Source organism: Methanoculleus sp. (genome assembly GCF_035363275.1).
Taxonomy (GTDB): domain Archaea; phylum Halobacteriota; class Methanomicrobia; order Methanomicrobiales; family Methanoculleaceae; genus Methanoculleus.
Map to the genome: position 1 here is coordinate 27278 of NZ_DAOSET010000002.1, position 25791 is coordinate 53068.

General features: G+C 62.0%; 27 protein-coding genes and 1 tRNA gene. 19 read left to right on the plus strand and 9 right to left on the minus strand.

All coding sequences use genetic code 11. The features are described 5' to 3' along the window. Positions 1–17: 17 nt before the first annotated feature. The 5 genes from PLN84_RS00540 to PLN84_RS00560 all read left to right on the plus strand — a co-directional run bounded on the left by PLN84_RS00540 (position 18) and on the right by PLN84_RS00560 (position 3829). Positions 18–1256: an FtsX-like permease family protein gene (locus PLN84_RS00540; RefSeq protein ID WP_348531853.1), complete on the plus strand. Its 1239-nt coding sequence runs from the start codon at positions 18–20 to the stop codon at positions 1254–1256. Then, a complete protein-coding gene (locus PLN84_RS00545; protein WP_292386655.1) occupies positions 1257–1472 on the plus strand; it encodes a D-alanyl-D-alanine carboxypeptidase in 216 nt (71 codons plus the stop codon). Positions 1473–1475: 3 nt separating this feature from the next. After that, positions 1476–1688 (plus strand): hypothetical protein, encoded by a 213-nt coding sequence (locus PLN84_RS00550; RefSeq protein WP_292386309.1) that lies wholly within the window; start codon positions 1476–1478, stop codon positions 1686–1688. Between the two features lie 206 nt (positions 1689–1894). Then, the gene (locus PLN84_RS00555) at positions 1895–3055 is read left to right on the plus strand and encodes an epoxide hydrolase family protein (protein WP_292558605.1); all 1161 of its coding nucleotides are present in this window, start codon (positions 1895–1897) and stop codon (positions 3053–3055) included. A gap of 627 nt (positions 3056–3682) precedes the next feature. Beyond that, positions 3683–3829, plus strand: coding sequence for a hypothetical protein (locus tag PLN84_RS00560; RefSeq protein ID WP_292386311.1), 147 nt, complete (start codon positions 3683–3685; stop codon positions 3827–3829). 124 nt (positions 3830–3953) lie between these two features. Here PLN84_RS00560 and PLN84_RS00565 read toward each other — a convergent pair whose 3' ends face one another. Then, positions 3954–5405 carry a CorA family divalent cation transporter gene (locus tag PLN84_RS00565; RefSeq protein ID WP_292386312.1) on the minus strand — a complete coding sequence of 484 codons (1452 nt, stop codon included), beginning with the start codon at positions 5403–5405 and terminating at the stop codon, positions 3954–3956. A 150-nt stretch (positions 5406–5555) separates the two neighbouring features. Between PLN84_RS00565 and PLN84_RS00570 the strand changes: the two genes are divergently transcribed. From PLN84_RS00570 to PLN84_RS00590, 5 genes are all read left to right on the plus strand, one after another. Beyond that, the gene (locus tag PLN84_RS00570) at positions 5556–5963 is read left to right on the plus strand and encodes a hypothetical protein (protein WP_292386313.1); all 408 of its coding nucleotides are present in this window, start codon (positions 5556–5558) and stop codon (positions 5961–5963) included. A 518-nt stretch (positions 5964–6481) separates the two neighbouring features. Continuing rightward, the gene (locus PLN84_RS00575) at positions 6482–7009 is read left to right on the plus strand and encodes a hypothetical protein (protein WP_292386315.1); all 528 of its coding nucleotides are present in this window, start codon (positions 6482–6484) and stop codon (positions 7007–7009) included. Next, positions 7006–8226: an ABC transporter substrate-binding protein gene (locus tag PLN84_RS00580; RefSeq protein WP_292386316.1), complete on the plus strand. Its 1221-nt coding sequence runs from the start codon at positions 7006–7008 to the stop codon at positions 8224–8226. The genes PLN84_RS00575 and PLN84_RS00580 overlap by 4 nt, the downstream gene beginning before the upstream one ends. 11 nt (positions 8227–8237) lie before the next feature. Continuing rightward, positions 8238–9290, plus strand: coding sequence for an iron ABC transporter permease (locus PLN84_RS00585; RefSeq protein ID WP_292386317.1), 1053 nt, complete (start codon positions 8238–8240; stop codon positions 9288–9290). Further along, positions 9290–10078 (plus strand): ABC transporter ATP-binding protein, encoded by a 789-nt coding sequence (locus PLN84_RS00590; protein WP_292386318.1) that lies wholly within the window; start codon positions 9290–9292, stop codon positions 10076–10078. The genes PLN84_RS00585 and PLN84_RS00590 overlap by 1 nt, the downstream gene beginning before the upstream one ends. Positions 10079–10096: 18 nt before the next feature. On the opposite strand, the gene PLN84_RS00595 is transcribed toward PLN84_RS00590, so the two are convergent. The 3 genes from PLN84_RS00595 to PLN84_RS00605 all read right to left on the minus strand — a co-directional run bounded on the left by PLN84_RS00595 (position 10097) and on the right by PLN84_RS00605 (position 12323). Further along, on the minus strand, positions 10097–10357 hold the full coding sequence (locus PLN84_RS00595; protein WP_292386319.1) for a DUF3303 family protein: 261 nt from the start codon (positions 10355–10357) through the stop codon (positions 10097–10099). An 84-nt stretch (positions 10358–10441) separates the two neighbouring features. Then, positions 10442–11713, minus strand: coding sequence for a chloride channel protein (locus PLN84_RS00600; protein WP_292386320.1), 1272 nt, complete (start codon positions 11711–11713; stop codon positions 10442–10444). A 109-nt stretch (positions 11714–11822) separates the two neighbouring features. Then, positions 11823–12323, minus strand: coding sequence for a PRC-barrel domain-containing protein (locus PLN84_RS00605; RefSeq protein ID WP_292386321.1), 501 nt, complete (start codon positions 12321–12323; stop codon positions 11823–11825). A gap of 243 nt (positions 12324–12566) precedes the next feature. Between PLN84_RS00605 and PLN84_RS00610 the strand changes: the two genes are divergently transcribed. The 6 genes from PLN84_RS00610 to PLN84_RS00635 all read left to right on the plus strand — a co-directional run bounded on the left by PLN84_RS00610 (position 12567) and on the right by PLN84_RS00635 (position 18143). Further along, complete coding sequence (locus PLN84_RS00610) at positions 12567–12845, plus strand: hypothetical protein (protein WP_292386322.1); 279 nt, start codon at positions 12567–12569, stop codon at positions 12843–12845. A 166-nt stretch (positions 12846–13011) separates the two neighbouring features. Then, positions 13012–13506: a hypothetical protein gene (locus tag PLN84_RS00615; protein WP_292386323.1), complete on the plus strand. Its 495-nt coding sequence runs from the start codon at positions 13012–13014 to the stop codon at positions 13504–13506. Positions 13507–13720: 214 nt separating this feature from the next. After that, positions 13721–14530: a cache domain-containing protein gene (locus tag PLN84_RS00620; protein WP_299953155.1), complete on the plus strand. Its 810-nt coding sequence runs from the start codon at positions 13721–13723 to the stop codon at positions 14528–14530. Between the two features lie 103 nt (positions 14531–14633). Further along, complete coding sequence (locus PLN84_RS00625) at positions 14634–14795, plus strand: hypothetical protein (protein WP_292386325.1); 162 nt, start codon at positions 14634–14636, stop codon at positions 14793–14795. Then, positions 14792–16837: a M13 family metallopeptidase gene (locus PLN84_RS00630; protein WP_292386326.1), complete on the plus strand. Its 2046-nt coding sequence runs from the start codon at positions 14792–14794 to the stop codon at positions 16835–16837. Before PLN84_RS00625 ends, PLN84_RS00630 begins: the two co-directional genes overlap by 4 nt. 82 nt (positions 16838–16919) lie before the next feature. Next, positions 16920–18143: a hypothetical protein gene (locus tag PLN84_RS00635; protein ID WP_292558601.1), complete on the plus strand. Its 1224-nt coding sequence runs from the start codon at positions 16920–16922 to the stop codon at positions 18141–18143. 38 nt (positions 18144–18181) lie between these two features. Here PLN84_RS00635 and PLN84_RS00640 read toward each other — a convergent pair whose 3' ends face one another. Then, on the minus strand, positions 18182–18679 hold the full coding sequence (locus tag PLN84_RS00640) for a GNAT family N-acetyltransferase (protein WP_299953150.1): 498 nt from the start codon (positions 18677–18679) through the stop codon (positions 18182–18184). A 249-nt stretch (positions 18680–18928) separates the two neighbouring features. Here PLN84_RS00640 and PLN84_RS00645 point away from each other — a divergent pair, with 249 nt between their 5' ends. Next, complete coding sequence (locus PLN84_RS00645; RefSeq protein WP_292386329.1) at positions 18929–20149, plus strand: alpha/beta fold hydrolase; 1221 nt, start codon at positions 18929–18931, stop codon at positions 20147–20149. Positions 20150–20210: 61 nt separating this feature from the next. On the opposite strand, the gene PLN84_RS00650 is transcribed toward PLN84_RS00645, so the two are convergent. After that, positions 20211–20648 (minus strand): YkgJ family cysteine cluster protein, encoded by a 438-nt coding sequence (locus PLN84_RS00650; RefSeq protein WP_292386330.1) that lies wholly within the window; start codon positions 20646–20648, stop codon positions 20211–20213. A gap of 855 nt (positions 20649–21503) precedes the next feature. Here PLN84_RS00650 and PLN84_RS00655 point away from each other — a divergent pair. Next, entirely contained in the window at positions 21504–22685 is a 1182-nt protein-coding gene (locus tag PLN84_RS00655; protein ID WP_292386656.1) for an MFS transporter, read from the plus strand. Positions 22686–23794: 1109 nt separating this feature from the next. On the opposite strand, the gene PLN84_RS00660 is transcribed toward PLN84_RS00655, so the two are convergent. After that, positions 23795–24019: an EVE domain-containing protein gene (locus PLN84_RS00660; RefSeq protein ID WP_348531858.1), complete on the minus strand. Its 225-nt coding sequence runs from the start codon at positions 24017–24019 to the stop codon at positions 23795–23797. Between PLN84_RS00660 and PLN84_RS00665 the strand changes: the two genes are divergently transcribed. Next, positions 24014–24652 carry a DUF2115 domain-containing protein gene (locus tag PLN84_RS00665; protein ID WP_292386658.1) on the plus strand — a complete coding sequence of 213 codons (639 nt, stop codon included), beginning with the start codon at positions 24014–24016 and terminating at the stop codon, positions 24650–24652. The genes PLN84_RS00660 and PLN84_RS00665 overlap by 6 nt on opposite strands. Before the next feature lie 170 nt (positions 24653–24822). Here the strand turns inward: PLN84_RS00665 and PLN84_RS00670 are convergent. Both PLN84_RS00670 and PLN84_RS00675 read right to left on the minus strand, forming a co-directional pair. Next, a tRNA-Leu gene (locus PLN84_RS00670) sits at positions 24823–24905 on the minus strand. Between the two features lie 53 nt (positions 24906–24958). Further along, positions 24959–25786, minus strand: coding sequence for an alpha/beta hydrolase (locus PLN84_RS00675; RefSeq protein ID WP_292386331.1), 828 nt, complete (start codon positions 25784–25786; stop codon positions 24959–24961). Positions 25787–25791 lie beyond the last annotated feature (5 nt).

Below are 25791 nucleotides of genomic sequence, written 5' to 3' on the forward strand. Positions count from 1 at the left end.
AGGGACGTGGATGCCGTATGATCGTCAGGGATATCATCTTTCAACTATCTGTCCGGAACGTCAGGCTAAATCTCCTCCGGTCTCTCCTCGCTGCATTGGGCATCGTTATCGGTGTCATAGCCATCGCATCGATCGGGATGATGGGGGCGAACATGACCCTCTCGGTCACGGAACAACTCACCGATATGGCGAACAAACTCACTGTCACCGGATATGCGGGCGAGGGAGACAGCATGGAAGGACCGGTGGGAGGGGGGCCGGGCCCTCCCCCTCCTGGCGCCGGTGGTTCCTCCACCGATGAGGTGCTGGTGACGGAGAACCAGTTCAAAGATATCAAACGGATCGCTGGGAAATATGGGGTCGTGTATTTTGTCTACCGGGACTCCGATCAGATCGAGGTCGGGTCCGATACGGGGAGAGCAACGATATATGGCCTCGATCTCGAAGTAATCCGGCAGATACTCACTGTTAAAGAGGGAGAGTACCCGGAGAGCCCGAGCTCCGTTCTGGTCGGACCGCTCCTCGCCGAGCGGATGGGTCTCAGGATCGGGAGCCGGATAGACATTGGCGATCCCACCGAAGGGACGACGACGGTCCGCGTTACCGGAATCCTTGAGGAACGGGGATTGTCGATGGACATCAACACGGACGTTGCGATCGTCGGGAGCGAGAACCTTTTTGTCGACCTCTTCGGCGGTGAAGGCGAGTATGGGCAGGTCAACATTGCCGTGAACAACGTCGACGATGTCGCTACTGTTAAATCAAAGATTGAAGGGGCGTTGAACAAGAAGAAAGATGAGGTTACGGTCCAGGATAGCAGCAGGATGGTGGAGAGCATCACGTCGACGGTCTCCTCGATGACGACGTTCGTGACGGCAATTGCGGGAATATCACTCCTCGTCGCGGCAGTCTCGATCTTCAATGTGATGATGATGTCGGTGACCGAGCGCGTTCGTGAGATCGGCATCCTCCGGAGCATCGGGACGCAGAGGAGCGAGGTCCTGAGAATGTTCATCTACGAGGCGGTCATTATCGGGATCGTCGGGGCCGCCATCGGCGCGGTGCTGAGTCTGATCGTCGGCTATGCCGTCGTCGTGGGGATGGTCGGCACGTCGGACTATTTTTTCACCTATGGGAGCCTGATCCATGTCCCGGAGGCCATGCTCATCGGTGTCGCGGTTTGCATTATGTCGGGGGTCTACCCGGCATGGAGGGCATCGAACCTCAATCCCATCGAGGCACTCAGAGCGGAATGAATCTCCAGGGAGCGGTATGATTACGCCACGTGGGGCATGATGGCGCGGGACACCTCCACCGGCGAGGTGCTGCTCTCGATGAACGGCGACCGTCTCTTCACGTCGGGTTCGACGACGGAGGTCTTCACCGTCTCGGCCGCTCTCGATCTTCTCGGCCCGGATTACCGGTTCAGGACGCCCGGTGTACCGGGCCGGAAGATCCGGGCTACAGTGTGATCCGTGCCAGGACCGGAACCTCGGCGGCCGGCGCCCAGCAGGGGGTTCTTCCTCTACGCCCTCGGCCTGCTCGGTTACATGACGACGGCGAAGGGAACGCCAGTCACGTTTGTGATCTACGTCGACAACATCGCCGGCCTCGCGCCGATGAATGACCTGCAAGGCGTGACAGACGACGTAAATGACGTCGCCGTTCTGATATACAAGTGTCTCTGAACCAGAGCCACCCTGGCGACGGTATCTTCTTCCCCCCAGAAGGCCGGATCTCCCGTGTACGATCCGTTCGATATCAGTGATCTGCCACGGACCGGGCGTCGTGGGAGCCGTGGACGAGGTGAAGTGGGCCGCCGTGTATATAACGACGGGTCATGGACCGGTTGATGGGCACAAGAGTTATCACCCCTCCCTCCAGCACTCCCCGCATGGCGGTCGACTCGTTTCGCATCGATATCCCTGAACCGGTCCTCGACGACCTCCGCTCCCGCCTTGCCCGCACCCGCTTCCCGGACGCGGTCGAGGGTGCGGGCTGGGACTACGGCACGGACCTGGGCTATATGGAGGAACTCGTCGATTACTGGCTGAACCGGTTCGACTGGCGCGCCCGTGAAGCGGAGTTGAACCGGTTCGCCCACTATACCGCCGATATCAACGGGATGGAGATCCGGTTCATCCACGAGCGGGGGAGAGGCCCTGACCCGATGCCCCTCATCCTCTTCCACGGCTGGCCGGACTCGATCTGCCGTTACCTCAAACTGATCCCGATGCTCACCGATCCCGCCCGGTTCGGCGGCGATCCGGCCGACTCGTTCGACGTCGTCGTGCCCTCGCTGATCGGCGATCCCGGCATGTCGGGATCGGATACGGAACGGCCGCTCGCAAAGATAGCGGAGCTGGCGCATCGGTTGATGACCGAAGAACTCGGCTACCGCCGGTACGGTGCCGGCGGCGGGGACGGCGGGAGCCCGATCTCGCAGATCCTCGGCGTGCGCCACCCGGACTCGATCATCGGCCTCCACCTCACCGACATCGGCTTTCCCATACTGATGGCGAACTTCCCGGACCTCTCCGATGCGGAGCGGGAGTATCTTGCAGCGTCGCAGACGCGGGGTTTTGAAGAGGGAGCGTATGCGGTGCTCCAGGGTACAAAACCGCAGACGCTTGCCTATGGGTTGAACGACGCTCCTGCCGGCTACGCCGCCTGGATCATCGAGAAGTTCCGCACCTGGAGCGACTGCGACGGAGACCTGGAGACGGTCTACTCGAAAGACGAACTGCTGACGAACGTCATGCTCTACTGGACGGGCGGCCCTTCGGTCAGGGCACTCAGCTACCGCGAGGAGTGGATATCGGGTTCGCTTGCGCCGGATCAACGGGTCGACGTCCCGGTAGGGCTTGCGCTTCCCCCGAAGGATATTGACCTCCTTCCGCCCCGGGAGTATGCAGAGCGCAACCTGAAGGATATCCGGCGGTGGACGGTGCTGGAGCGTGGCGGCCACTTCGCGCCGATGGAAGTCCCGGACTTGATGGCCCGGGAGATCCGGGCGTTCTTCCGCCCGCTCCGGAATCTCCCGGCGTCTGCCTGACCGGAATAGGGATCAGCACCGGGGTCCGGACGATTCAGAATCCTGATAAAGTTGCGGCCCCATGATCCCCCTGCAGGAGCAGTATGGGTTATACGCCAGCGTGGCCGGGAGGCGTACCGGAGTCTTTACTCCTCGACGGTGAATCTCTGCACCGTCACGCACACCCTCATCGAGAGGCTTTTTTCGTCCGGCAGGGTTATCTGGCCCAGGGGGACCGACCCGAGACCAGGAGCCTCTCCAGCTGGCGCTCTTGTTGGCCGGCGTCCTCCTTCTCTGCCGCCATCCGACACTCCGCGCTGCAAAAAGGCACGCCTTCACGCGTGTTTCGCTCTTCCGCCAGGAATGCTCGCCCGCAGTGCCCGCAATACACAGATTCCGGCATATGAACTCACCTCAAGATAGAGAGGGTATGCCTAACGTTAAACTTTTCTAGAGGTCTCTGAAGACCGCTTCCATGGATCCGGTCTCGGGGTTTCTCTTGATGAACCCGGAGGCGGCGTCGTGAGGGCTGGCTGAACTACAACAGTCGGGTCCGGCAGATCCCCGGCGGAGCCATCATCACCGGCACAAAACCAAACCTTCCTAACCCCCGGGGCCAAACTCCATCTATCGACGGGGATGGTTGAGGTGCCGAGGCTGGTACTGATCGACATGGAGACCGGGACCCGGGTCCGGCACCGGATCCGGAGCATAAAACAGGCCTTAAAGCAGCAGGAGTGGTACGAGACGGTGCTTGGGCGGCGCGTCCGGATCAAGAAGGTGTTTGACCGGTAACGGTTCTCGACGTTTGGGCTTGCAGGCATCGGTCTTTCGCCGCGGGTCCGTTAGTCTTCCTGAACTCTCTGTTGCGGTCGCCCCGGACCGAGCAACCCGGCTCCGCCGGCGGATATTCCGATGCTCACCGCAGCCATCCCAGCCTGTAGAAGACCCACCCGACCACAAGCATCGAGATGACGGTCCAGGCAGTCACCTCCCAGAGATAGAGTTCAAACGGGGTCTCAAGAATGTTCATCCCCAGCACCTGCCCGATCAGGGTCGGGATCAGCACGAGGGCCGAGAGGACGGCGATCACCCGCATCGCCCGGTTCATCTCGTAGGAGACGGTGTTGATGTGGACGTCGATCAGGGAGAGGAGACCTTCACGGATGTTCCCGGCGGTCTCGTGCAGGTAGATCGTCTCGTCGGCAAGCGCATCGAAGATGCTCTTCTGCCCCGCCCACGGACCCGTCGCGGGGATGCTCCGTGCAACGATCGCCGTCACCGTCTTCTGGTGAAAGAGGCTCGTTACGAGGACGCTGCTCACCCGCTTGAGCTGGAAGACGGAGTCGAGGAAGTTCTCCGGCATCTCGTTGTTGGGCGTGCCTTCAAGGTGCATCATCCCGGTCTCCATCTCCGAGAGGATCCGGGCGTAAGCCTCGTTGATCCGGTCGAGAAGCCCGTAGAGCACCCTGGCGGCCAGGGGTTCTCCGGCAGTAACGCTCCCGGCGAGACCCGCCAGGATCGGCTCAAAGATCCGGTCTTCAGCCTTCGAGACCGTGACGATCGTCTTCTCCCGGCTCACGATGACGAGCCCGGTGGTTGTCACGACCGGGACCCGGACCCCTTTTCTGATCCGGAGCGTCTGCTCCGGCTCCTGCACGAAGATGAGCCGGGTCGTGCCGGTGACCGTTACCCCCGGATGCGAGGCCTTCATCAGCCGGCTCTCGAAGTAGGCGACGGGGAGACCGAGGATATCGGCAAGCACCGGGAAGTCCGGCCTTGAAGCGCCGGAGATATCAAACCAGGCCTCGGTCGCGGGATCTGCGAGAAATTCCTTCAATTCAGCAGGGGAGAACTCCCTCCCGCCGGCTCCGTCCTCCTCCACCCATCCCCGGACCCGCATCGTCGAGACCGCCGGCGTTGCAGGCCCCGGGATGGTTCCTTCCGGCTCGATCCGCCGCTCCACGGACCTCCCGCCGGCCGCCGCCACCCGCACCACCCGCAGAAGCCGGAGCGTGGGGGACGACCGGGCGATGGTCCATCCTGCAACCGGCACCGCCTCGAGAAACGGGAGCGTGATGATGGCGAGGTCGAGGAGGTGCCAGCGGTCCAGAAAATGGCTCGCCGGGTCCTCCGCGAGGACCAGTTTGAGGACGTATTCAAGGACGAAGATCGCGATGATCGTGGTGTCGGCCATATTGAAGAACCCCGCGACCGGCTGCGGCAGCGATTGGGTCAGGAGGGGTATGATGACGATCGGGGCCATCAGCAGACCGAGGAAGATCATCAGGCCGTCCGGGAGGAGGAGGTAGACGACGTCGCGCACTTTCGCTTTTCGCCCCTCTCCGGCCCTTTCTGCCGCCGTATCCATACCATCACCCCCGGCCGGCCCAGCGATTCCGGGACCCTGTGGGTATACAGTTCTTCTGCGTATATAGCAGGTGCGCCGCTCTCCGGTTGTGCGCAGAATCCTGCCCAAAGTCGGGATAGGCTGATGGCCTTATCCGACGTACCGGGAATCATGCGTGGTGAAACGGCGGAACCGGTCTCGATCCGGGAAGCTCTCGCGGCCGCAGAGGTCTCTCGCCGGGAGCGGAAGAAGTACCCGGCGGTGGCCGCAGGACTCTCGCTCCTCTTTAACGGCCTCGGGCAGGCTTACAACGGGCAGTTCGTGCGGGGCGTCGCGGTGCTGCTCGGGAGCCTCCTCGGCCTCTTCCTCCTGATCGTTCCGGGTGTGGCGGTCTGGCTCTGGGGCGGCTACGATGCCTACCGGACGGCGAAAGGAATGAACGAGGGCCTCCTCCCCTACCGGGAGACGAGCCCGCTCATGGTCGTCGCGTTCCTGGTCGTCTGGGCGGTGACGATCTTTCTGCTCTCGGCGGCGTCGGCGATGCTGCTCGTCGCGATGGGGCAGCAGGGGATGCTGTAAGCGGGAGTCTTGCAGGCGGCCGGGTTCGGCGGCAACAACCATCAAAATGGTCTCGCTGAAGGTTGTACATCGATTTATCTCTGCGGGGTTGAAAGGACGGAGCGGGAAGACCCCCTGCGCAAGGTGGGGGTAGTTCACCAACCCTTTTGTGTTGTTATACTTAAACTCAGGCACATTCCTGAGTGATTTCTTGAGTTTTCTCTGTCGGATCTTTTTAAAGCAGCGCCGAATCGTCTGTTCATCCCGGACTATAAGGGCTGCAAAAACAAAATATCGGGACGTCTTCTGTCCAAATCCAAGATCACCGGATTCGTCGACGTATATCCACGCAATAAATAATAGGACGTACTCGTCATAACGACTGCGAGGACTCCGGCACCCTCCCGCCTTTCACCGGTGCGTCCCGCGATGAATCTCTCCACCGGGGGACCATCCTGATATACTCCAGATCCCCCGATCTTCAGACTTGTTAGCACAATAAGAAACATTCATATTACCTAATTGACAAAGGAAAACCCATGATTGGTTCCCCGGCAAACCGTCTCTTCTGCATCGCCTTCCTGCTCATGGTCGTCCCGGTCGCCGTGTCCGGGGCCCCGGTGACCCGGACGCTCTCGACCGCGGAGCCCGGGGCTGGCGAGGTGTTCACCGTCTCGCTCTCGATCGAGGATATGGCCCTCGGCGGGGTGGTCGAGACGCTGCCGGGCGGCTACGCCTTTGCAGGGACCGGGCACCCCGCCGACCGGTTCCTCGTCCGGGGGCAGCAGGTCGCGTTTGCGGTGATGAACGATACCGCGGTAACCTACTCTGCCCGGGCCCCCGCCTCCGGAAGCGGGGATATCACCGGCACGTGGGAAGACTACCTCGCCGGATCAGAGGGCCGGATTGCCGCATCGCACGTCGCGGTGGACGGCATCGAGACGATCGCGGCGAGCGCCGGGGCAGAGCCGATTGCTTCTGCCGCACAGCAGGCCGCTTCGCCATGTGCGGTCCTTGCGGCGGTTGCCGGCCTTATCCTCGCCGGGCGGTGGGGTGGTCGACGATGAACCGGCGGCACCTCCTCGCCCTTCTGCTCCTCCTCTTCGTTGTCGGGACGGTCTCGGCCTCGTCGGGTGACGGCATCCCCGGCGACGCCGACGGCGACAAGGTCCTCACCGGCGCCGAGTACGCATCGGCGGCCCTCACCTACCTTGATTCGGCTTACATGGGCGGCTCCGGCGGCCTCACCCGGACCGATATCCGGGATGCTGCCTGGGTCTATACGCACTGGGACGGGAAACCCCTCGAAGTCACCGACTCGTCCGGGCAGACGGTGACGCTCTATCGCCCCCTGCGCCGGGTGGTGACCTTCAGCGGCGAGTCCCTGGAGACGTTGCGGTCGCTCGGGTTCGATATGGAGAACGTCGTCGCCGTCGACAAGTACAGCCACGAGAAGAGCACCTTCTTCCCGGAGTGCCGAGATAAGGCAAACGTCGGGTCGATCTGGTCACCCGATATGGAGCAGGTCCTCTCTGTTCGGCCGGACGCGGTCTTCCTCTACGCGACGATCAGCATCGCGGCCTGCGACGATATCCAGCGGAAATTGGAGGCGAGTTCCCCGGGTATCCGGGTCTTCCGGTTTGACTGCTTCAAGCCCGCCACGTATCCCGGGGAGATCCGCACGATCGCCTCGATGATCAACGAGAGCGGGCGCGGCGAAGAGTTTGCTTCCTTCTACGAGTCGACGATGGGCCGGATCCGGGACGGCACGGCCGGCATCCCGGACAGTGAGAAGGTCCGGGTCTACTTCGAGTACTGGTTTGACTACACGACCGTCTCGGCAAAAGCGGGATACAACGAGAAGACCGAGCTCGCCGGGGGAATGAACCCCTTCGCCACCGGGACCGGGGAGTACCCCGTCGTCGACCCCGAGGCGATCATCGTCACCGACCCGGAGATCGTTGTCAAACTGGCCGGGCAGGGTCTGGCCGTCGGCGGCTATTCAGGTCACGACATCGCGGCGCTCGAGGCGATCCGGTCGGCGCTGACCGAGCGGCCCGGGTGGTCGAGGGTCTCCGCGGTAGAGGACGGCCGGGTCTATGTCATCCACTCCGACATCCTCGGCGGCGCCCAGCACTTTATCGGGACGGCCTACCTCGCGAAGTGGTTCTACCCCGACCGGTTCGCCGACCTCGATCCGCACGCCGTTCACCAGCGTTACCTCAACGAGTTCCAGGGGATCGACTTCGACCTCGCGTCCGAGGGAACGTTCGTCTACCCGTGACCGGTGCAGCCATGGAACAGAGCGTCATCATCCAGGAGGGGTATACCCGGCTGAAGAAGACCCGGGCCCTCTTCGTCGGCGGCCTCCTTTCGGCCCTCGCCGTCCTCATCGGCGTCGCGGTCACGCTCGGGTCCGCCGACTTCACGGTGGGCGAGTCCTACCTCGCGATCCTCGCCGGCCTCTTCCCCGGGACCTTCAGCGCCCCCGACCTCGCCACGACCATTGTCTGGGACTTCCGGCTCCACCGGGTGCTCTTTGCGGTCTGTGCCGGGTTCGGGCTCGCGGTGGCGGGTTCCGTCATGCAGGGGATCCTCAGAAACCCGCTCGCGAGCCCGTTCACCCTCGGGATCGCCTCGGCCGCCACCACCGGAGCCTCGATCGCGATCGTCCTCGGTGCCGGGGTCGCGGGCGGAGAATATCTTGTCATCGGCAACGCCTTCCTCTTCGCCCTGCTTGCCGCACTTGCCATCTACGGGATGGCCCGCTACCGGGGGATCGGGAGCGAAACGATGGTCCTTGCCGGTATCGCCGTCATGTACCTCTTCTCGGCGGTGACGTCGCTCCTCCAGTACGTCGGCAGCGCCGAACAGCTCCAGGCGGTGGTCTTCTGGACGTTCGGCTCGGTCGACAAGTCCACCTGGCCGAAACTCGGGATCGTCGCCCTCGTCCTCGCCTGCACCATCCCCTACCTCATCTACCGCGCCTGGGACCTCAACGCCCTCGCCGAAGGCGACGAGGTGGCGGCCAGTCTCGGGGTGCCCGTGGAACGCTCGATGATTCTCTTCATGATGATCGCCTCCCTGCTCACCGCGGTGATCATCTGCTTCACCGGGACGATCGGGTTTATCGGGCTCGTCGCCCCGCACATCACCCGGATGGTCGTCGGCGGAGATTTTCGGACACTCCTCCCCGCCTCCGGCCTCGTGGGCGCTCTCCTCCTTTTGTCTGCCGACAGCATCGCGCGAAGCGTCCTTGCACCGCAGGTCCTTCCCGTCGGGATCGTGACCGCGTTCCTCGGGGTGCCGTTCTTCATCTACCTCTTCCTGCACCGGAGGAATGCCTGATGGCCCGGCTCTCGATCGAAGACCTCTCGTTCGCCTACCGGGACCGGGAGGTGCTCAGGGGGATCACGTTCCCGGTCGCCGCCGGCGAAGTCCTCGGCCTCGTCGGGCCGAACGGGTGTGGGAAGACGACGCTGATCCGGTGCGTCGACGGCATGCTCACCCCGCACAGCGGCAGGGTGCGGCTTGAGGGGCAGGAACTCCGCACGATGCACCGCCGCGAGGTCGCCCGGGCGATGGCCTATGTGCCGCAGTCGGCCGGGAACCAGACCGCCTCGACGGTCTTTGAGACGGTCCTGATGGGAAGGCGGCCCTACCTGAACTGGACGGTGAGCCTGGCTGACGAAGAGAAGGTGGTTGCCGCGCTCGACCTTCTGGACCTCGGCGGGCTTGCGCTCCGGAAGGTCGGCGAACTCTCCGGCGGGGAGCGCCAGCGGGTGATGATCGCCCGGGCGCTCGTGCAGGAGACGGGGGTGATCCTCCTCGACGAACCGACAAGCAATCTGGACGTCTGCCACCAGATGGGGGTCATGGAAGTCCTCCACGGTCTTGCCGAAGAGAGGGGGATTGCCGTCGTGCTCGCGCTCCACGATCTGAATCTCGCCGCGACCTACTGCCACCGCCTGCTCGTTCTCTCGGGCGGGTCGGTCTACAGCCACGGGGTGCCGGAAGAGGTGCTCAACGAAGAGATGCTCAAAGACGTCTACGGCATCGACGCGGTCGTCAAACGGGATCTCGCGGCACCTTACGTGGTCCCGGTCCGGCCGGGAAGCCTGGAGGGAGGGGCGTAAGCCCGCCCTCTCCCCGCCTCATTTCCTGAGAATAGCCAGCGCTTCTTTTGATTCCATGACCAGATGCATCTCTTTGTAGCCGAGGTCGCTCCACGGAAAACTGAGTTTCATGAGGGCGACGGGATCGTCCGTCTCAATCAGCCGGAAGACCGTGTTCCCCACAAGGTCGACCCACTCGTTGATCACGGTCACACCTTCCGGTGTCTCCTCCCTGGCCCGCGCTTCCATGATCTCGGCCGTCTTCCCGGGCTCCCAGGTGAGTATGTTTATGAATTGCATGCTCTTCCCCCCTCGTTGCCGCATCCCGGCACGCCGGGATGGACAGTCGGCGTCATGGGTCCAGGAGTATAAAAGCATGGCGCATTACCGCTGCCCTCCCACCCTCTCCTTCACCCGGGTGGCAATCAGCATCGCGGTGACCGCCGAGAGTGCGAGGAGTACGACCGTATACTGGTCGGCGGTCCCCACGACCGCGACCAGGAGGATGGCGGTCAGGGGCGCACCCAGGGCAAAGGTGAGGGCCGCGACCTCGACGCAGAGGACGAAGATCCCGACCGGAGCACCCGGAAAGACGAGACCCAGCGCGAGCCCGACGAGCGTCGACGAGAAGATGATGGGGAAGAGCGGGCCGCCGATATACCCGCTCTTGAACGAGAGGGCAAGCAGGAGGAGTTTTACGACCGCCATCAAAAGAAGCATCCCGGCCCCGAACCGGGCAGGGTCGGCGATGATGGCGTGGATCTGGGCTTCGCCGGAGAAGAGCAGTTCAGGGACGAAGTAACCGACGACCGCGATCGCCGCCCCCGCGGCGAGGATGCGGGCGAGGATCGCGTCCTTAAAGATTCGGTCCATGATTGTCTCGGCTGCCTGCATGGAGACCCCCGCAAAGACCGCGAGCAGCGACCCTGCGATCCCGAGAAGAACCGCGTAGAGGATGTAGATGGGCAGGATCTCGCCTATCGGCTCAAACGGGATGCTGCGGGCGAAGGACGGGAGGCCGAGGAGCAGGTAGAAGAGAAACCCGATGGTGCCGGCGAGCAGGTTCCAGGTGAGGAGCCGGAAGGCGTTCCTGCTCCCGCCGACCTGGAACTCGGTTGCGAAGACTCCGGTGAAGAGGACGCTCCCGACGATGCCGTTGAACGCCGAGGCGAGGGCGGCGACGTCGAACCCGAGAGCGGCCATGGGAGCGTTGATCCTGAGTCTCTCCCCGACGAAGGAGGATACGTATGCAATGAGGACGGTGATGGTTCCTTCCGGGCCGATGCTTGCCCCGGAGAGGAGCGAGAAGAGCGATGAGAGGAGGGCACCGGGGAATGTCCGGTAATCGGGCTCTGTCTCCCCGCCTTTGAGCGAATCCGTGAACCCCCCGTGGATCACGGTCGGGGCGCGGAGGTACCTGCGGGAGAGGCCGACAAGCAGCGAAAAGAGGAGCACCCCGGCCGGGACCACCCAGGGGTTGGCCGCCACGAAGTCGTTCTCACCCCAGATGGCCCTGTTGAGCAGTCCGTACAGGCTCAGGTAGGCGACCGTGAACGTGATGGCGATGACCGCGATGAAGACAACCTGCCATACTCGCAGAACACCGTCACCGCCCGGTGCTCCCGGCGGCGCCGGACCTTCAGCGGATGCTGGCATGGAAGACACGACACGGCCGATTCATTCTCCCCGGTAATCTTCCTTGCGGTCGGCCTCCTGACACCGGGGAGGTGGGCCGTGCAGCCAAAAAAAGAGTTCTGGTTCCGGATTACCTGCGCCGGGGCCGCGTCTCGACCGTCTCGGTCCTCACAACTTCCGTTGGCGGGGGCGCCTCCCTCCTCATGGCCTCCGCCTCCTCCCGCGTCGGGGGCGTCGTGGTCCCTGCCGACTGGATCAGGCCGTAGTCCGCCTCCCGCGGCCAGTTGTCCTCGTCGAAGCCACGCTCGTCGTCCAGCCGCTGCTTGTCGATGTTCACGACAAAGTTGTCGTCCCCCGGCCGGTAGATTACGGCCTCGGGCGGGATGGCAAACCGCTTTGCCGCCATGCCAAGCACGCCGCCGTACCTGAGTACCAGGTATTGCACCTTGCCGTCGGGGAAGGAGACCCGCATATCCGAGATCTCGCCAAGATCGTCTCCTTGCTGATTGATCACGTTCTTATCAAGGATGTCGTCGGCCGACATGAACCATTCCTCGCCGGCCGCTCGTGTCCTGCGTTCCAGGATAACTTCCGATCGCTCCTGCATCTTCTTCATCTCCATCGCTCCCATATCAGGGAGGCACACCCCCTGAAGTGGGGCGTGCACTGAGTGCCGGGCCTCCATAAAATGATTACGCCTGCAGGCACAGGATCAGCCGAACCGGTCTGGCCCTCCTGCCGGGCATGACGGTGAAAAAGAATGGTGATTTCGCCAATTTATACCATCACTTTACCGCTTTATTGAAATGAGTCTGTGTATGGGCCCAGGAACAAATGGATGAGGTTATGTATTCCGTGCGTCAACCCCCTCTTCATGGGGCCTACCATCAGACTGAATCTCACCACGATTCTCGAGGCAACCGGCGAGTTGCAGCGCTTCCTTGATCTGGGCGCTGCCCGCCTGCGGGTGGAAGGGACGTTATCGCAAGAAGCCTCCGAAGCCCTGATCTTTGAACTGGCCGACGAACTCGAGGACCACCTGCGGACGATGCGTGACAGGCAGGGGTCTGCCGGCATCAACGATCTCCGGGCATGGACCCGGGCCTGGATCGACGAGCGGCAGGGGGCACTCGCAGAGGGTTCTCCACCGTAGGGGGCCGGGGGTAGGCGCTCCCTGCCTGGCCGAGCGGCATTCCCGGCGTCGCACCCGGGGCGGGCCATACCCGGAAGGTGGACGATACCCCGGGGTTGGGAGGAGGGTCGGCCCGGGTTCCCGGGTGACCTTAGCATTTATTACCACCTGTACCCATGCGGCTCCGATGCCTCACTTCGACCTTTTCTTCAAGACCGAGGAGTTGCGGCGGAGGCTTGAGCCACACCTCCGGCTCATCCCGCCGTACTTTCGGTTCACCGTCCGGACCGGGACGCCGGAAGTGCGTTACTTCGACCAGAAGGACCCGATGTGGAAGGGCTTCCCCTTTCCGGTCCCTGACGGAACCGTCTACGTCTTTGATGACGCAATCCCCGCCCGGGCGCTCGGGGGCGGGATGCAAAATCGGGCGAGTGTCCGGGTCACGCGCGAGGACAAGGATGACGAGGCGATCATCCTCCGCATCTGGCACGAGATCCTGCACGCGGTCGGGCAGCCGGCAGACGACATGGCCCGGCGGGTGGGCGAGTGGCAGAGCATGTCTGATCGGTTGGTCTGGGCGGCCTGGCAGTCGCTCTCCCGGCCGGTCGACGTGCCGTTCTGGCACCGGAAGTTCTATTCCTGGCTGACGGAGCGGGCGGCGAGCGGGGCGGGAGGAAGGTAGATCCGGGGGCACGTCCCCGGCGCTCCCGGAGGGGCGGGCGGGCGGAACGCGGCCCTTGCGGCTATCCGGACCCGACCTGCCGGCAAATCCTATATGTAGGCGAAACCAACCTGGAAGAATGAGATCTCTCGCGATTTCATTCACAATCATGCTTCTTCTCGGCCTGTCGTTGATCTCGGCCGGTTGCATGCAGAGCGGGTCCGGTGTGACTGTCTTGACACCGGAGACTACCACCGTATCACAGGCGCAGTACACCTCGAACGAGACACTCGTCGCTTTTGTCGAGAGCGCGATTGCCTATGTGAAAGAGAACGGCAAGGAAGCTGCCCTTGCCGAGTTTAACGACCCGAACGGATCGTTTGTCCGGGGGGAACTCTACATCTACGCGTATGACTTCAACGGCACTACCCTCGCCCACCCGGTCAACCCGGAGAAGGTCGGCGTCAACCGCCTGAACGAGACCGAGGGGGGCGTGGGGATCTTCCTCCGGCAGATGAACGATGCGGTCAGGAACGGGGACGGTTTCGGCCGGATTGCCTACATCAACCCCACGCGTGACCGGATGCTTGAGTCGAAACTGGCGTATGGGGTGCAGGTTGACGATGACTGGTGGCTTGGCTCCGGAATATACACGGGACCCCTCGACCTGCCTGCGGCGGCCCTCGCCGATTATCCGGAGATGATCGGGATCTGGAGAGCGGACAGCGGAGCCGTGTACTTCCTGAACGATACAATCGAGAAGATGTCCGCCGGCGAAAACACGTGGGTGGTCACTGCGCAGGACGACCGGGTCATCAGCGGGTTCAAGACGTTCTCCCTGCCGGACGGAACGGTGGAGAACCAGACGTTTGTAGGCATATTCAACCCGGACAGAGAGACCATATCGTTCATCGACCGGCCGGGAGGATGGGCGACGGGATCCCTGGCCGATCAGGACACCCTCTTCATCGCCTGGACGAACCCGGGCGATGATACGGCAACGATGGCCGGGGCCCTGACCCTGCACCGGGACAATACCGTCTAATATCCCCTTTTTTCCCGATACGTCCCCGGCACCGGGGTCTTCGAAGCCGCCACGAGGCCACACCGTCCGGGTCTTCCCGCGTGATCCCTATCGGGACGGCGGGATGGATGTCATCATGGAGAACACCCCGGCGGACTTCTGGTCGATCCTCCCAAGCGACGCCTCCCCGATCGGGATCGGGTGGAGAGTGAGGGTTTTCCCCTCGCTCTATAGCCGCGGCGATATCACAACCCTTATTTTCACAAATGCGGCACGCTCTCTGTGAAACATCTTTTCGTGACCCTTCTCCTGATCGCCTCTCTCGTAGCGGCCGGGTGCTCCGCCCCCGCCGGGACGGCGGTTCCCGGTGCCGTATCGCAGGCGCCTGAGAGCGAATTCATCCTCAACGAGTCCATCCATTCGGGCGACGACTTCTATGCCTACGTCAACGACGCATGGATTGCAGAGCATCCCATCCCGCCCGATAAGCAGTATTACGCGGTATTCACCGGGATGCGCGATGGAGTGGATGACGACCTCCATGCTCTCCTCCTGAACGCTTCGGCAGCCCCGACGCAGGATGGGGACAGGAACACTACCCTCATCGGGCAGTTCTACCGGTCCGGGATGGATGCCGGCACAATCGATCAGGAAGGGCTCGGCGGCCTCTCGGACCTTCTTTCGGCGATCGATGCCATCGATTCCCGTGTTGGCCTTGCTAACGCCACGATCGTTCTCCTGGAAGAGGGGTTCGGCCCGGTGTACCACTACTGGGCGGAGGTCAACCCCGAGAACAGCAGCGAGATGGTTCCGGCTCTCTACCAGGGCGGGCTCGGGTTGCCCGACCGGGACTATTACTTCCGGAACGACACGGAGAGCCTTGAGGTCCAGGAGGCCTACCGGGAGCACATAGCCCGGGTGCTGGTGCTCGCTGGAGAGCCTGTCGAAGAGGCTGCGGCCGACACCTCGACCGTCTATGCCATGGAAAGGGCCCTTGCCGCGGCTCACCTCAGTGCGGAGGAGAACCGCGACCCACAGAAGACCACGAACATCTACACCCTGGCCGAACTCGAGGAGGAGTTCCCTGCGATCGGGTGGGGGACCCTTGCCACGATCTCCGGCTCCGGGCCGGTGAGCCGGATGCACATCTACCAGCCGGGCTACGTCGAGGGACTCAACGGCCTGCTCGAGACGGCCCCGCTCGAAGACTGGAAGATCTACCTGCGCTACCGGCTCATCGACCAGGCATCCCCATACCTCAACGCATCCTTCGAGGAGGAGCACTTCGCCTTCTACGAGACGACGCTCTACGGCGTCCCCGAGATGAAATCCCGGTGGCAGCGTGTCGTCAACACGGAGAGCGAACTCCTGGGGGACCTTGTGGGCAGAGAATACGTCGCCGAATACGTGGACCCCCGGACCCGCGAGATGGTATCGGGGATCTTCCTTGCCATCCGCGAGACCTTCGATGAGCGGATAACAGGCCTCGCCTGGATGAGCGAACCGACGAAAGCCGCGGCCCACGAGAAGCTCGCCGCCATGGGGGAGAAGATCGCGTATCCCGACCGGTGGACGGACTACTCCGGGCTGAACCTCTCCGATTCGTACGTGGGGAACGTCCGCGCCGCGAAAGCCCACTCCCTCATCCACGGGCCGGAGGGGCTTGAACAGATCGGCGGACCGGTCGACCGGAGCGTCTGGTTTATTCCCCCGCAGATGGTGAACGCCTTCTACGACCCGACCCGGAATGAGATGGTCTTCCCGGCGGGCATCCTCCAGCCGCCGATCTTCGACCCCGATAGAGACCCCGCTCTCAACTACGCCACTCTCGGCTGGGTGATCGGGCACGAGATGACGCACGGCTTCGACGACCAGGGAAGGCAGTATGACAGGGACGGGAACCTGAAGGACTGGTGGACAGAGGAGGATGCAGCAAACTTCAACAACCGGACGGCCCTGCTCGTGGCGGAGTACAACGCGTTCGAGGCCCTCCCCGGCCTCTACGTCAACGGGAACCTCACCCTTGGGGAGAACATCGCCGATCTCGGGGGCCTGACGCTTGCCTACCATGCCTGGAAGAAGACGGAGAACCCGTCGGATGACCCCGATGCGGATCGGCGGTTCTTCATCGGGGCCGCGACCCTCTGGAGGGCGAACGACCGCGAGGACTCGCTCCGGAACCTGGTCCTGACCGATCCCCATTCCCCGGAGAAGTTCCGGGTGAACGGTGTCCTCTTCAACATCCCGGAGTTCTACGAGGCGTTCCCGGAGATCGGGTCCGGTGATGCCCTCTACAGGGCCGCCGGGGAGAGACCGAGCATCTGGTGAAGAAACCCTCTTTTTATAGATAATCCCGGAGAAATGATGATCAATGAAACTGCCGTACGGGGACCTGTTCGGGAGGAATAGTGTGGCAGAGAATCCGATGATCTCGCCGGACGAGTTCTCGCAGAAGGTTGCATACTCCCGGGCCGAGGCGGAGAAGATCCTCAATGCGGCAGAGAGCGACCTCGCGACCCTTACCGGGATGAAGTGGACCCTTGCGTATACGTCACCCATCCTTGGAGCGGCGATGCTGATCAACCTGGGGCTTTTACTCGCATGCACCGGGGAGTACTATCTCTACTGGATCATGGCGTCCTTCATATTCCTGATGATCAACCCCTTCCTCCTCCTGCTCCCGACCGATGCAGGCGATCTGAAGTCCTACGTCAGGTATTTCAACGATCTCAGGAATCGCGAGAGAATGAGCCTCGAGGAGATCATATCGTGGGAGAGCCTCGAGAAGAGCGCCGCCGTCCCTGCCGATGCGATTGAGGCACTCAAACGGCTCACGCAGCAGAGGAACTCTCTCTACGAACTCGGCTGGAACCTGTTCTTCATCAACTGCCAGCCGCTCGCCCCGGGTTTTCTCGTGCTTTTCGCTCTCTCCTCGGTGTTTGCACTTTCGGGCTGGATCGTGAACGGTGAATTCGCGTCGTACTCCGCCGTGATCGTCGTCATCCAGTCCGCCGCAATCATCGTCTTTTATGCTGCGATCGTGTATGTGCAGCCGTATTCACGTGGCTTCTTTGCGGGGATCCTCGGCATGCAGTCCCGGCTCAAAGAACGGTATAACGAGGCCTGGACCCAGGGGCTGAAGTATGCGCTCACCGCTGCCGTCGTGACAACCGTTGCCGGCGTCATCTCCATCGCGGCGATCGTCCTCCCCGGGGTGACGTACAACAGTTTCATCTCCGCTGAGGCCGATATCGAACTCGGGGCCGGCATGTTTGCCCTCATCTTTCTGACGCAGATGATCGTCGTGCGGCACTTCCAGGGAGGTTACAGCCGCACACTCGTCCACTCCCTCTTATCGTCCAGGATCGAGACGATCCGCGAGGAGGTGCTTTTGGCCGTCGCAGACCTCGCCCCGGCATCGCTCCGCGACGGGGTGACCCCCCGGATGGCAGAGGATCTCGAGAGGATAACCCTCGACCTGGCCCGGTACCGGGCGCTCAAGATCGACTACGCGTCGCTGTTCGGCTATTTCCCTGTCTGTATGGTGACGCCGGATGTCGGTGCCATAATGCGTGTTGCCGAGGCGGTGGACGGCGGCCGCGGAAGGGCCCGTTCCGGCGAGGCGGCGGCGTAATCCCCGGACCGCCGGAGCAGGCAGCCGGCGAGTGCCTGTCAGGACGCCCGGCCTCCGGGAGCCGGGATCTCCAGTGGGCGTTCCGCAAACGCCTTTGCCTCGTCCGGGGTGAACGTGTAATCGAGCTGGTGCGGGTCCCCTCCCGGGCGGGTGCGCATCCCGATTCCCCGGAAGAGGAGGCGTCCCTCGTCTGTCGGGAGTGCAACGATCCCCTGGCTCCCGGCGGCAGCGATTCTCGAGACCTCCTGCATCAACCGTTTTCCATACCCGCGTCTCTTCAGGATCACCCCTATGCGGGAGACGTAGATATTCTTTTCATCCCCATACCTCGTGCAGAACGAGAGGGCTCCGAGCAACTTCCCGTCCGGGGATTCGAGAACCAGCAGGTCTTCATCGAAATCTGCGATGCCGTCCCACGCGTACCGGGCTCCGCTGTGCGAATGGAACATATCAGCCCATTCCTGTCCTGCTCGCTCCAGTAGTGCCTCCCTCTCCTGGATACTATCGCGAGTCAGCGCCACCGTCCGCGTATCCATGAACCCACAGATAATCGTTATCTCCTGCTTCCTTTTTTAAGGCCATGGATGTTTCGTAACTATTATCCCTCCGGTTATGTGATCTTCCTACGATCCACCGTGAAACCCGGCAGAGCCTTACTGATCATGATTACTCTTTCTCTCGCAATTCTTGTCGTTTCTGCAGGATGCACTGCGATCGGTCAGCAACCGTCAGCATCGTCTTCCGCCGCGGCAGTTGCCGCGCCTGCCTCCGACTGCCCAACGTTCGTGTTTACGGACCCTGAATTTGCGTTCGAACTCCAGCGGACGCTTGGGGCCTCGTATGCGGGGGAGGCCGATATCGGCGAGTGCCTGGCCACTGCGTCCAGGATTACAGAAAGAGACTTTGAGAGCTGGTACAGCGAATGGAACAGGACCGCGGAGACCTTCAGGAGAGCGGGGAACGAGAGTCTCGCAGCGGGGCACCGGGTCACCGCAATGGAAGCCTACTACCGGGCCGCAACGTATTACCGCACGGCCGAGTTCTTCCTGCATGGCAATCCCGCCGATCCCCGGATCGTGGAGACCTGGGAAAAGAGCCGGGAAACGTTTCGCGATGCACTTGCGCTCGATATCGTTCCTTACGAGATCGTCGCCATCCCGTATGAGAACACCACGCTGCCGGGCTACTTCTACAAGGTCGACAGTTCCGGCAGTCCCCGGCCGCTGCTTATCGTCCAGACCGGTTTTGACGGCTGCCAGGAGGAGCTCCATCCCTATGCGAAGGAGGGGGTCAGACGCGGATACAACGTCCTGACATTCGAGGGGCCGGGCCAGGGCGAGGTGATACGGGTCCAGCACATCCCGTTCCGTCACGATTGGGAGAACGTGATCAGGCCTGTCGTGGACTATGCGGTAAGCCGGCCCGACGTCGATGAAGACCGGATTGCTCTCTGGGGGGTCTCGCTCGGAGGCTACCTCGCTCCCCGCGGTGCCGCATTCGAGCCCCGGATCGCGGCGCTGGTCGCGGACGGAGGTACCTACGATGTCGGACAGACTCTCCTCGCGAACCTGCAGAACAGCGGGGAAGCGAACCTGACAGAAGTTGAACTGCAGGAGTGGCTGCAGGTGGATCCGGTTGAGTTCAACTCTGCCATGCGCACCGCCATGGCACACGATACCGGCATCCGCTGGCTGAACGAGAACGGGATGTTTGTCTTCGATGCCGGCTCGCCGGCACAGTTCTGGGCGAAATGGATGGAGTTTTCACTCGTCGGCATTGCCGAAGAGATACGGTGCCCCACGCTGGTCTGTGCCGGCGCGACCGATCACCTCGACCCGGACGGGGCGCAGGCGAAGGCGCTCTACGATCACCTCACCTGCGAGCGGGAACTTCTGGTATTCTCCGACGATTACGGTGCCGGGTCGCACTGCCAGTTCGGGGCGTTCGCGCAGTCGTTTGCCGCCAAGTTCGACTGGCTCGACGATAAGATGGGAATGAGCGGATAACGGGCTCCCGTTCCGGGGAAGAATGGGGCTATCGTCCCTCTTTTTCGGATTCTCCAGGCAACTACCGGCGAACATGGTATCCGGCTACCGTGAGCGTATGGGTGAAGGCGTCGTCCCATTCCGGGCCGCGGAGCCTATCCAGCGCCGGTTGCACCCGCTCCCAGAGCCGGCCGAGTTCGTCGGTCTCCGGGATGAGCGCTGTCTGATACGTCACCCGTCCCGCCAGCTTCCCCTGCGCATCAAGGACAAGCAGGCGGCAGCAGTACTCGCGGCAGAGGCCGGGGCGTGTCAGGTGGACCGTGCACCACGCCTTTCCCGTCTCCCCATCAAATCTCAGGAAGGGGCATGCGTTCGGCAGTTCCTCGCTGCTGCTCCTGTCCTCGAAGAGGGCTATCTTGTCCGGATCGACCCGCACCTCCTCCGCATCCCCGGTATAGTGGTTGTGCACGACAAACATGTAGTCGCCGCGCTCTTCGATAACCCTGTGGACGTCCCGCATGTGGGTGCAGCACCTGCCGCACTGGCAGCACTTACCGGCGATGGTGCCTGCCTCCTCGAGCGCCGGGCGGTCGGCACACTGGTGTGCTCATCATCCGGTAGTCTTCACTGCAAGGGTATAATACCTGCCGGAGCCGCCCGGGCGCCGGCAGGCCGGCGGGTTCCGGCCATGGCGCAGGGGGCCGTGATAGCCCGCAAGGGGGGCACGGCCCTCAACGCAGGTGGCGGTTGCTCCCCGGAGAGGGGGGATGTCCCGGATCCAGCCCCGGCGCCGGCAGCAGCGGGAGCGTGTTGACAGCAGCATGGCAGCGGTTGCTGCCGGTGAGAAGGCGTCAGGGTATTTTCGAAATGCAGCCCGTTCAGGGATATTTATATGTGGGAAAACGATGAATAGAACCATTCAAAGACGTAGCAGGGTATCTGTATGCCAACAAGCAAGAAACAAATGGAAAAACTGAACAGGGCAAAGAAGGCCAAGGCAGAAGAACTTGCGCAACAGGCGGCTGCGGGCAGCGAGGCCGCCAAGAAGAAACTCAAGAAACTCGAGAAGAAGATCAAGTGAGCCGCCCGAGACCTCCGGCTGTTTTCATTTTCTTTTTCGACCGCCGCCCTGAACTCATTTAAGCGGCCTTCAACCGATCCGTCGGCGTCTCGAAGGGTCACGATCCTGTCGCAGCCGCCACAGACGATCAGTTCGCATACTTGCTCACCCGTCTTCGAGTGTAACAACGACGAATCATCGATCACAACAATCTGCTACTGTATTCAGGAGCACTTGCTTCATGTCGCATTACGGGCAACAGAATAAGGCATGGTTACACCGTTCAAACCAACGAGATGAACGCTACTTTTCCTCCTGCTTGCGGCCATGATGGTTCTCATGGGAGGAGCTGCAGTCGCGCCGGCTCTCCCACTCATCAGCGAAGCATTTCCCGATGCATCAGAAGCCACGATCTCCCTGATCATTACGCTTCCCGCGCTTGCGATAGCCCTCACCGGCTTTTTCGTCGGAGAACTCTCGGACAGGATTGGCAAAATACCGGTACTTGCCGTCTCCGTTGCTATCTTCTCCATCGCGGGGTGTTCCGGATATTTCCTCACCTCCTTATCCGCAATACTGGTCGGGAGATTCATTCTCGGGATCGGCATTGCCGGGATCATCTGCACGACGTCCGCCCTGATCGTCTGCTATTACGATGGAATTTCCCGCGTCAGGGTGCTCGGGTACCAGGCGGCCGCAATGGGCATGGGAGTACTGGTCCTCGAGACCAGCGGCGGGTATCTCGGAGGGGTCTCCTGGCGTGCGGCGTTCCTTATCTACCTGATCGGCGTCGTCATTCTCGCGGGTGTTCTCCTGACGATGAGGGAACCCGCTCGCGTGAACGTCGAGAAGACGTCGGGAGCACCCGAAGAGACCTTCCCGGCCTCCCTCCTCCTCCCGGGATATGCAACCGTGTTCCTCGGGAACATGCTGTTCTTCCTGGTGCCCACGAAGTTCCCTTACCTGATTGCGAATCTGGATGCAGCACGGATCCTGGGCGAAAACTTCGCGCTTACCGCCGGGATATTCCTGGGAGCCATGGGTTGCGCCTCTTCGCTTGTGGGACTCGTTTACGGGAGAGTCGCCTGGAGGCTCCACCGGTATACCCTGCTCACCCTTACATTTGTCTTCTTCGGGACCGGTCTGTGCGGCCTTGGGTTTGCCACGTCGCTTCTCACCGTCGGGGTCTCGGTGGTCCTCGTCGGTCTGGCCCAGGGCATCCTGATGCCGACAATCCTGAGCTGGATCGCCGCGATCACGCCGAAACAGTTCCTCGGCAGGGCAAGCGGCGGATTCTCGGTGGCCATGAACCTCGGCCTGTTCGTCTCCACGCTTGCCATCGTGCCGGTCATCGCCGTTGTCGCGACCTACGGCAACCTCTTCCTGGCGTTCGGGTGTGCGGCGTTTGCGCTTGCCCTGCCGTATGCTCTTGCGATGGTGAAAAGGCAGTTTGCCCCGCCGGAGGTTGCCGTTGACGTGAGGCCCGGGGCGGAGTGAAATCCTTTTTTGCGGGGTTCTGTATTTTCAGGTCTTGCTAAAAATCGGGTCTGGTCGAATAGAACAAGATAACCGGAGACAATTGGGAGTCCATTTCCCCGGTATGCCAGGTGGCCGGGAACCCCGCTGTGTCGTTCCCGGGCATCGTTGCCGTGAACTACTAATGAACTACTAATATCTACTAAATGAGTAGTTGAGGGATCTGGTCCCTGGGCAGACTCCGGGAAGGCAGGCCCTGGACGCGAGGAGAATGCCTCGCGGTCGGCCTCTACGAGACCACTGCGGATGGGGTCGGCGGATGTGAGGTCACGGGCCCGGCCGGCTGGCGATCCTGACGTTGGCAGCAGTGGCAGCAGATTGCAGCACTGCTGCCATCGGTCGCCCAATAGTAAGGAGATGTGACGACCTCGTTTACAGTATCTATCAGAATGTATCAAATTGATAGATACTATGATAGATCTATCGGGTCTGGAACAGTGATGCCGCCATCTGGCCGGATATCAATCCCAACGATGACAGCAATGACAGCAGTTTTCAGCAGAATGACAGCAACTGCTGTCAATGAGACGGTGCCAGGAGCGGTGAGGGTTCTGAAAGTGCTGCTCTATATGAGGTATGTACCCTGAGTTCCCGGTGAGTTAAGCACATGCGCTATTTTACCCTGAGCACTACCCTCCAATTTGGTCAAATTTATCCAAAATATCAACAAAATGGCCATATTCTAACAATCTAAACAGGGGGCCGATTCGCTTAATTATTAAGCACATCAACCAACTCATATATCGTCAAATATCCGATAATATTGGAATTTAGCCGCGTTTTAGATAGATATGCGCCTAACGCTCGGGAACTCAGGATGTACCTGTACAGGTACATATATGTACAGCAGAATGAGAGTACGGAGAGCATGGGCGATGGGCATGCCGGTGACGGCCGGGGTGCCTGTGTTTTCCGTGCTGCTGTCATTCTCCACGCATGGTCAACCCCGGCGATTGCATAGTCCTCCCGGCGGCCCCCGGTCATGCAACGCTTCAATCCCCCTGGTTCATGATCAACAGGTAGTCTTCCTCCGGGATCTCCCGCATCGCCTGTCCCCTGATATGCCTAGACTACATCTTCTTGTTCGTGATGAACTTCAACTCCGGGATAAGCGGTTTGAACGCCACCGGGGGCTCGAAGACCCTGATGGGCTTGAGGTTGATCCGGAGCGGGAAGACTTCATCGCCGAGATTCGCCGGCGAGGTGAAGATCCGGGATGCGTCTTCGTACATCGTCGAGGTGACCTCAAAGGCCCCGGTGATTGCAGGTGGAAGGTCAACCCCCGCCAGATTAATGGAAGATCATCGGTATATCCATACTGGAAGGAGTTCGATCCAATCACGGCAGAGGAAGAGGCAGATGCAATCCATCATGTGGCCCGACGAATGGCGGCCTCAGTGACAAAAGGGGATCTCGGATTGCTCCTCGCTGAAGAAGTCGGTTGTTACTCGCTCAGGGATCTCCAGATCCTCGGAGGACGGCTGCACGCGGAGATGATCCGGCTGCCCGATCCCTACCGGAAACAGGTCCACCCCTACATCACCGAGCAGTTATTCGGCGCCCACCATCAGCTTCTCGCCATGCACCGGTCGAACCAGTTCCTATCCATGACCGAACCGATCACCGATCGTGCAACGTTCGTTGAGTTCTGCAATATGATCCCCGATGGATGCTTCCGGTGGGGTGAATCCACAGAACGGATTCCGTTTCGTTATACACCCCGACATCGGGTCTTTTACTACCTTATATCGGCCTTCACGATCTTCGTCCTCGACCGCCCGGGCCACCCGGTGGGGACGCCGTTCCCGGGAGGATTCCGGGTCGAAGAGCGCAACGGGTCATTCTATTGTCTCATCCGCGACCGCGAAAAGGAGGTCCCGTTCTCGATCTGCAACTTCTGCCCTGCCCTGCAGACCGAGGACGGGTAGTTCCCAATTGCGGCAGTCCTCCGGATGTTCAGCGCAATACTCTCTCCCCGACAGGCGGGCAACCTGGATGAGGTGATGGTGACGCTGCAAAACGAATGGGTACGAAACGGAGTGAGATGGGCTATGTGGCGACAAAACCCGGCCCTGCGAGAGGTTTTGACACACCTGAATGCGAGTGGCAGGATTCGAACCTGCGAACTCCTTCGAGAATCGATCTTGAGTCGATCACCTTTGGCCGCTCGGTAACACTCGCGCCTGTACTTATAGAACCTCCGGCCTAATGAGCTTGATGCCCGGGCAGCCCCCTCACCCCTCGTCCGGCACGTGCCGCCGGACGAACGCCCCGACCCGCTCGATCGCCGCCGCACCCTCGGGCAGGACCGCGGCGAACGCCTGCCAGCAGTGGAACATCCCCTCCACGCAGTCGAAGGCGACCGGCACCCCCTGGAGCCGGGCGGTGCTGACGAACGCACAGATCCCGTCGATCAGCACCTCTCCCGTCCCGGCCTGGACCATGAGCGACGGCAGCCCGCCGAGGTCCGCGTAGAGCGGCGAGGCCAGCGGGTCCGCCGGATCACCGCCGGGAAGGTAGTCCTCCCGCATCTCCGCGAGGTCGTCCGGCGCCAGCCAGTCCGTCCGCCGGTTCAGGGCGATCGAGTCGCCGAGGAAGAGCATCTCGACGACCGGGGAGAGGCAGATTGCCGCCGCCGGCACCGGGAGGCCGAGGCTCTCTCCCGCAAGGAGCGCCGAGAGGACGAGCGTCCCCCCGGCCGATATCCCGGCCGGCACCACCCGCTCCGGTGGATACCCCTCGCGGAGCAGGTGCCGGTAGGCGGCGACGCAGTCCTCCACCGCCGCCGGGAAGGGGTGCTCCGGGGCGAGCCGGTAGTCGACCGAGACGACCTCCGCAGAAGCAGCATCCGCAATCCGGGCGCAGAGGTCGAGGGAGTCGGCCGTCGAACCTGAGGTGAACCCCCCGCCGTGGAAGAAGAGGACGGTCCGGTCGGTCTGCGACGCAGCCGTCGTCACCCGGTACGCCGGGATTCCGGGCAGCGGTTCGACGTCAGGCCGCCGGCAGTCACCCGCGACGGATCTCCCCGCTTTCAGGGCGGCAAGAACCTCCGTGGCCTTCATCGTGG

Coding starts and splice junctions, on each gene's coding strand:
- PLN84_RS00570 (WP_292386313.1), top strand. CDS start 5,556: ATGCGTGGTGAAACGGCGGAACCGGTCTCGATCCGGGAAGCTCTCGCG.
- PLN84_RS00605 (WP_292386321.1), bottom strand. CDS start 12,323: ATGGGAGCGATGGAGATGAAGAAGATGCAGGAGCGATCGGAAGTTATC.
- PLN84_RS00555 (WP_292558605.1), top strand. CDS start 1,895: ATGGCGGTCGACTCGTTTCGCATCGATATCCCTGAACCGGTCCTCGAC.
- PLN84_RS00650 (WP_292386330.1), bottom strand. CDS start 20,648: ATGCGGGACGTCCACAGGGTTATCGAAGAGCGCGGCGACTACATGTTT.
- PLN84_RS00675 (WP_292386331.1), bottom strand. CDS start 25,786: ATGAAGGCCACGGAGGTTCTTGCCGCCCTGAAAGCGGGGAGATCCGTC.
- PLN84_RS00615 (WP_292386323.1), top strand. CDS start 13,012: ATGCCTCACTTCGACCTTTTCTTCAAGACCGAGGAGTTGCGGCGGAGG.
- PLN84_RS00565 (WP_292386312.1), bottom strand. CDS start 5,405: ATGGATACGGCGGCAGAAAGGGCCGGAGAGGGGCGAAAAGCGAAAGTG.
- PLN84_RS00585 (WP_292386317.1), top strand. CDS start 8,238: ATGGAACAGAGCGTCATCATCCAGGAGGGGTATACCCGGCTGAAGAAG.
- PLN84_RS00540 (WP_348531853.1), top strand. CDS start 18: ATGATCGTCAGGGATATCATCTTTCAACTATCTGTCCGGAACGTCAGG.
- PLN84_RS00580 (WP_292386316.1), top strand. CDS start 7,006: ATGAACCGGCGGCACCTCCTCGCCCTTCTGCTCCTCCTCTTCGTTGTC.
- PLN84_RS00600 (WP_292386320.1), bottom strand. CDS start 11,713: ATGCCAGCATCCGCTGAAGGTCCGGCGCCGCCGGGAGCACCGGGCGGT.
- PLN84_RS00640 (WP_299953150.1), bottom strand. CDS start 18,679: ATGGATACGCGGACGGTGGCGCTGACTCGCGATAGTATCCAGGAGAGG.
- PLN84_RS00575 (WP_292386315.1), top strand. CDS start 6,482: ATGATTGGTTCCCCGGCAAACCGTCTCTTCTGCATCGCCTTCCTGCTC.
- PLN84_RS00625 (WP_292386325.1), top strand. CDS start 14,634: ATGGATGTCATCATGGAGAACACCCCGGCGGACTTCTGGTCGATCCTC.
- PLN84_RS00590 (WP_292386318.1), top strand. CDS start 9,290: ATGGCCCGGCTCTCGATCGAAGACCTCTCGTTCGCCTACCGGGACCGG.
- PLN84_RS00595 (WP_292386319.1), bottom strand. CDS start 10,357: ATGCAATTCATAAACATACTCACCTGGGAGCCCGGGAAGACGGCCGAG.
- PLN84_RS00610 (WP_292386322.1), top strand. CDS start 12,567: ATGGGGCCTACCATCAGACTGAATCTCACCACGATTCTCGAGGCAACC.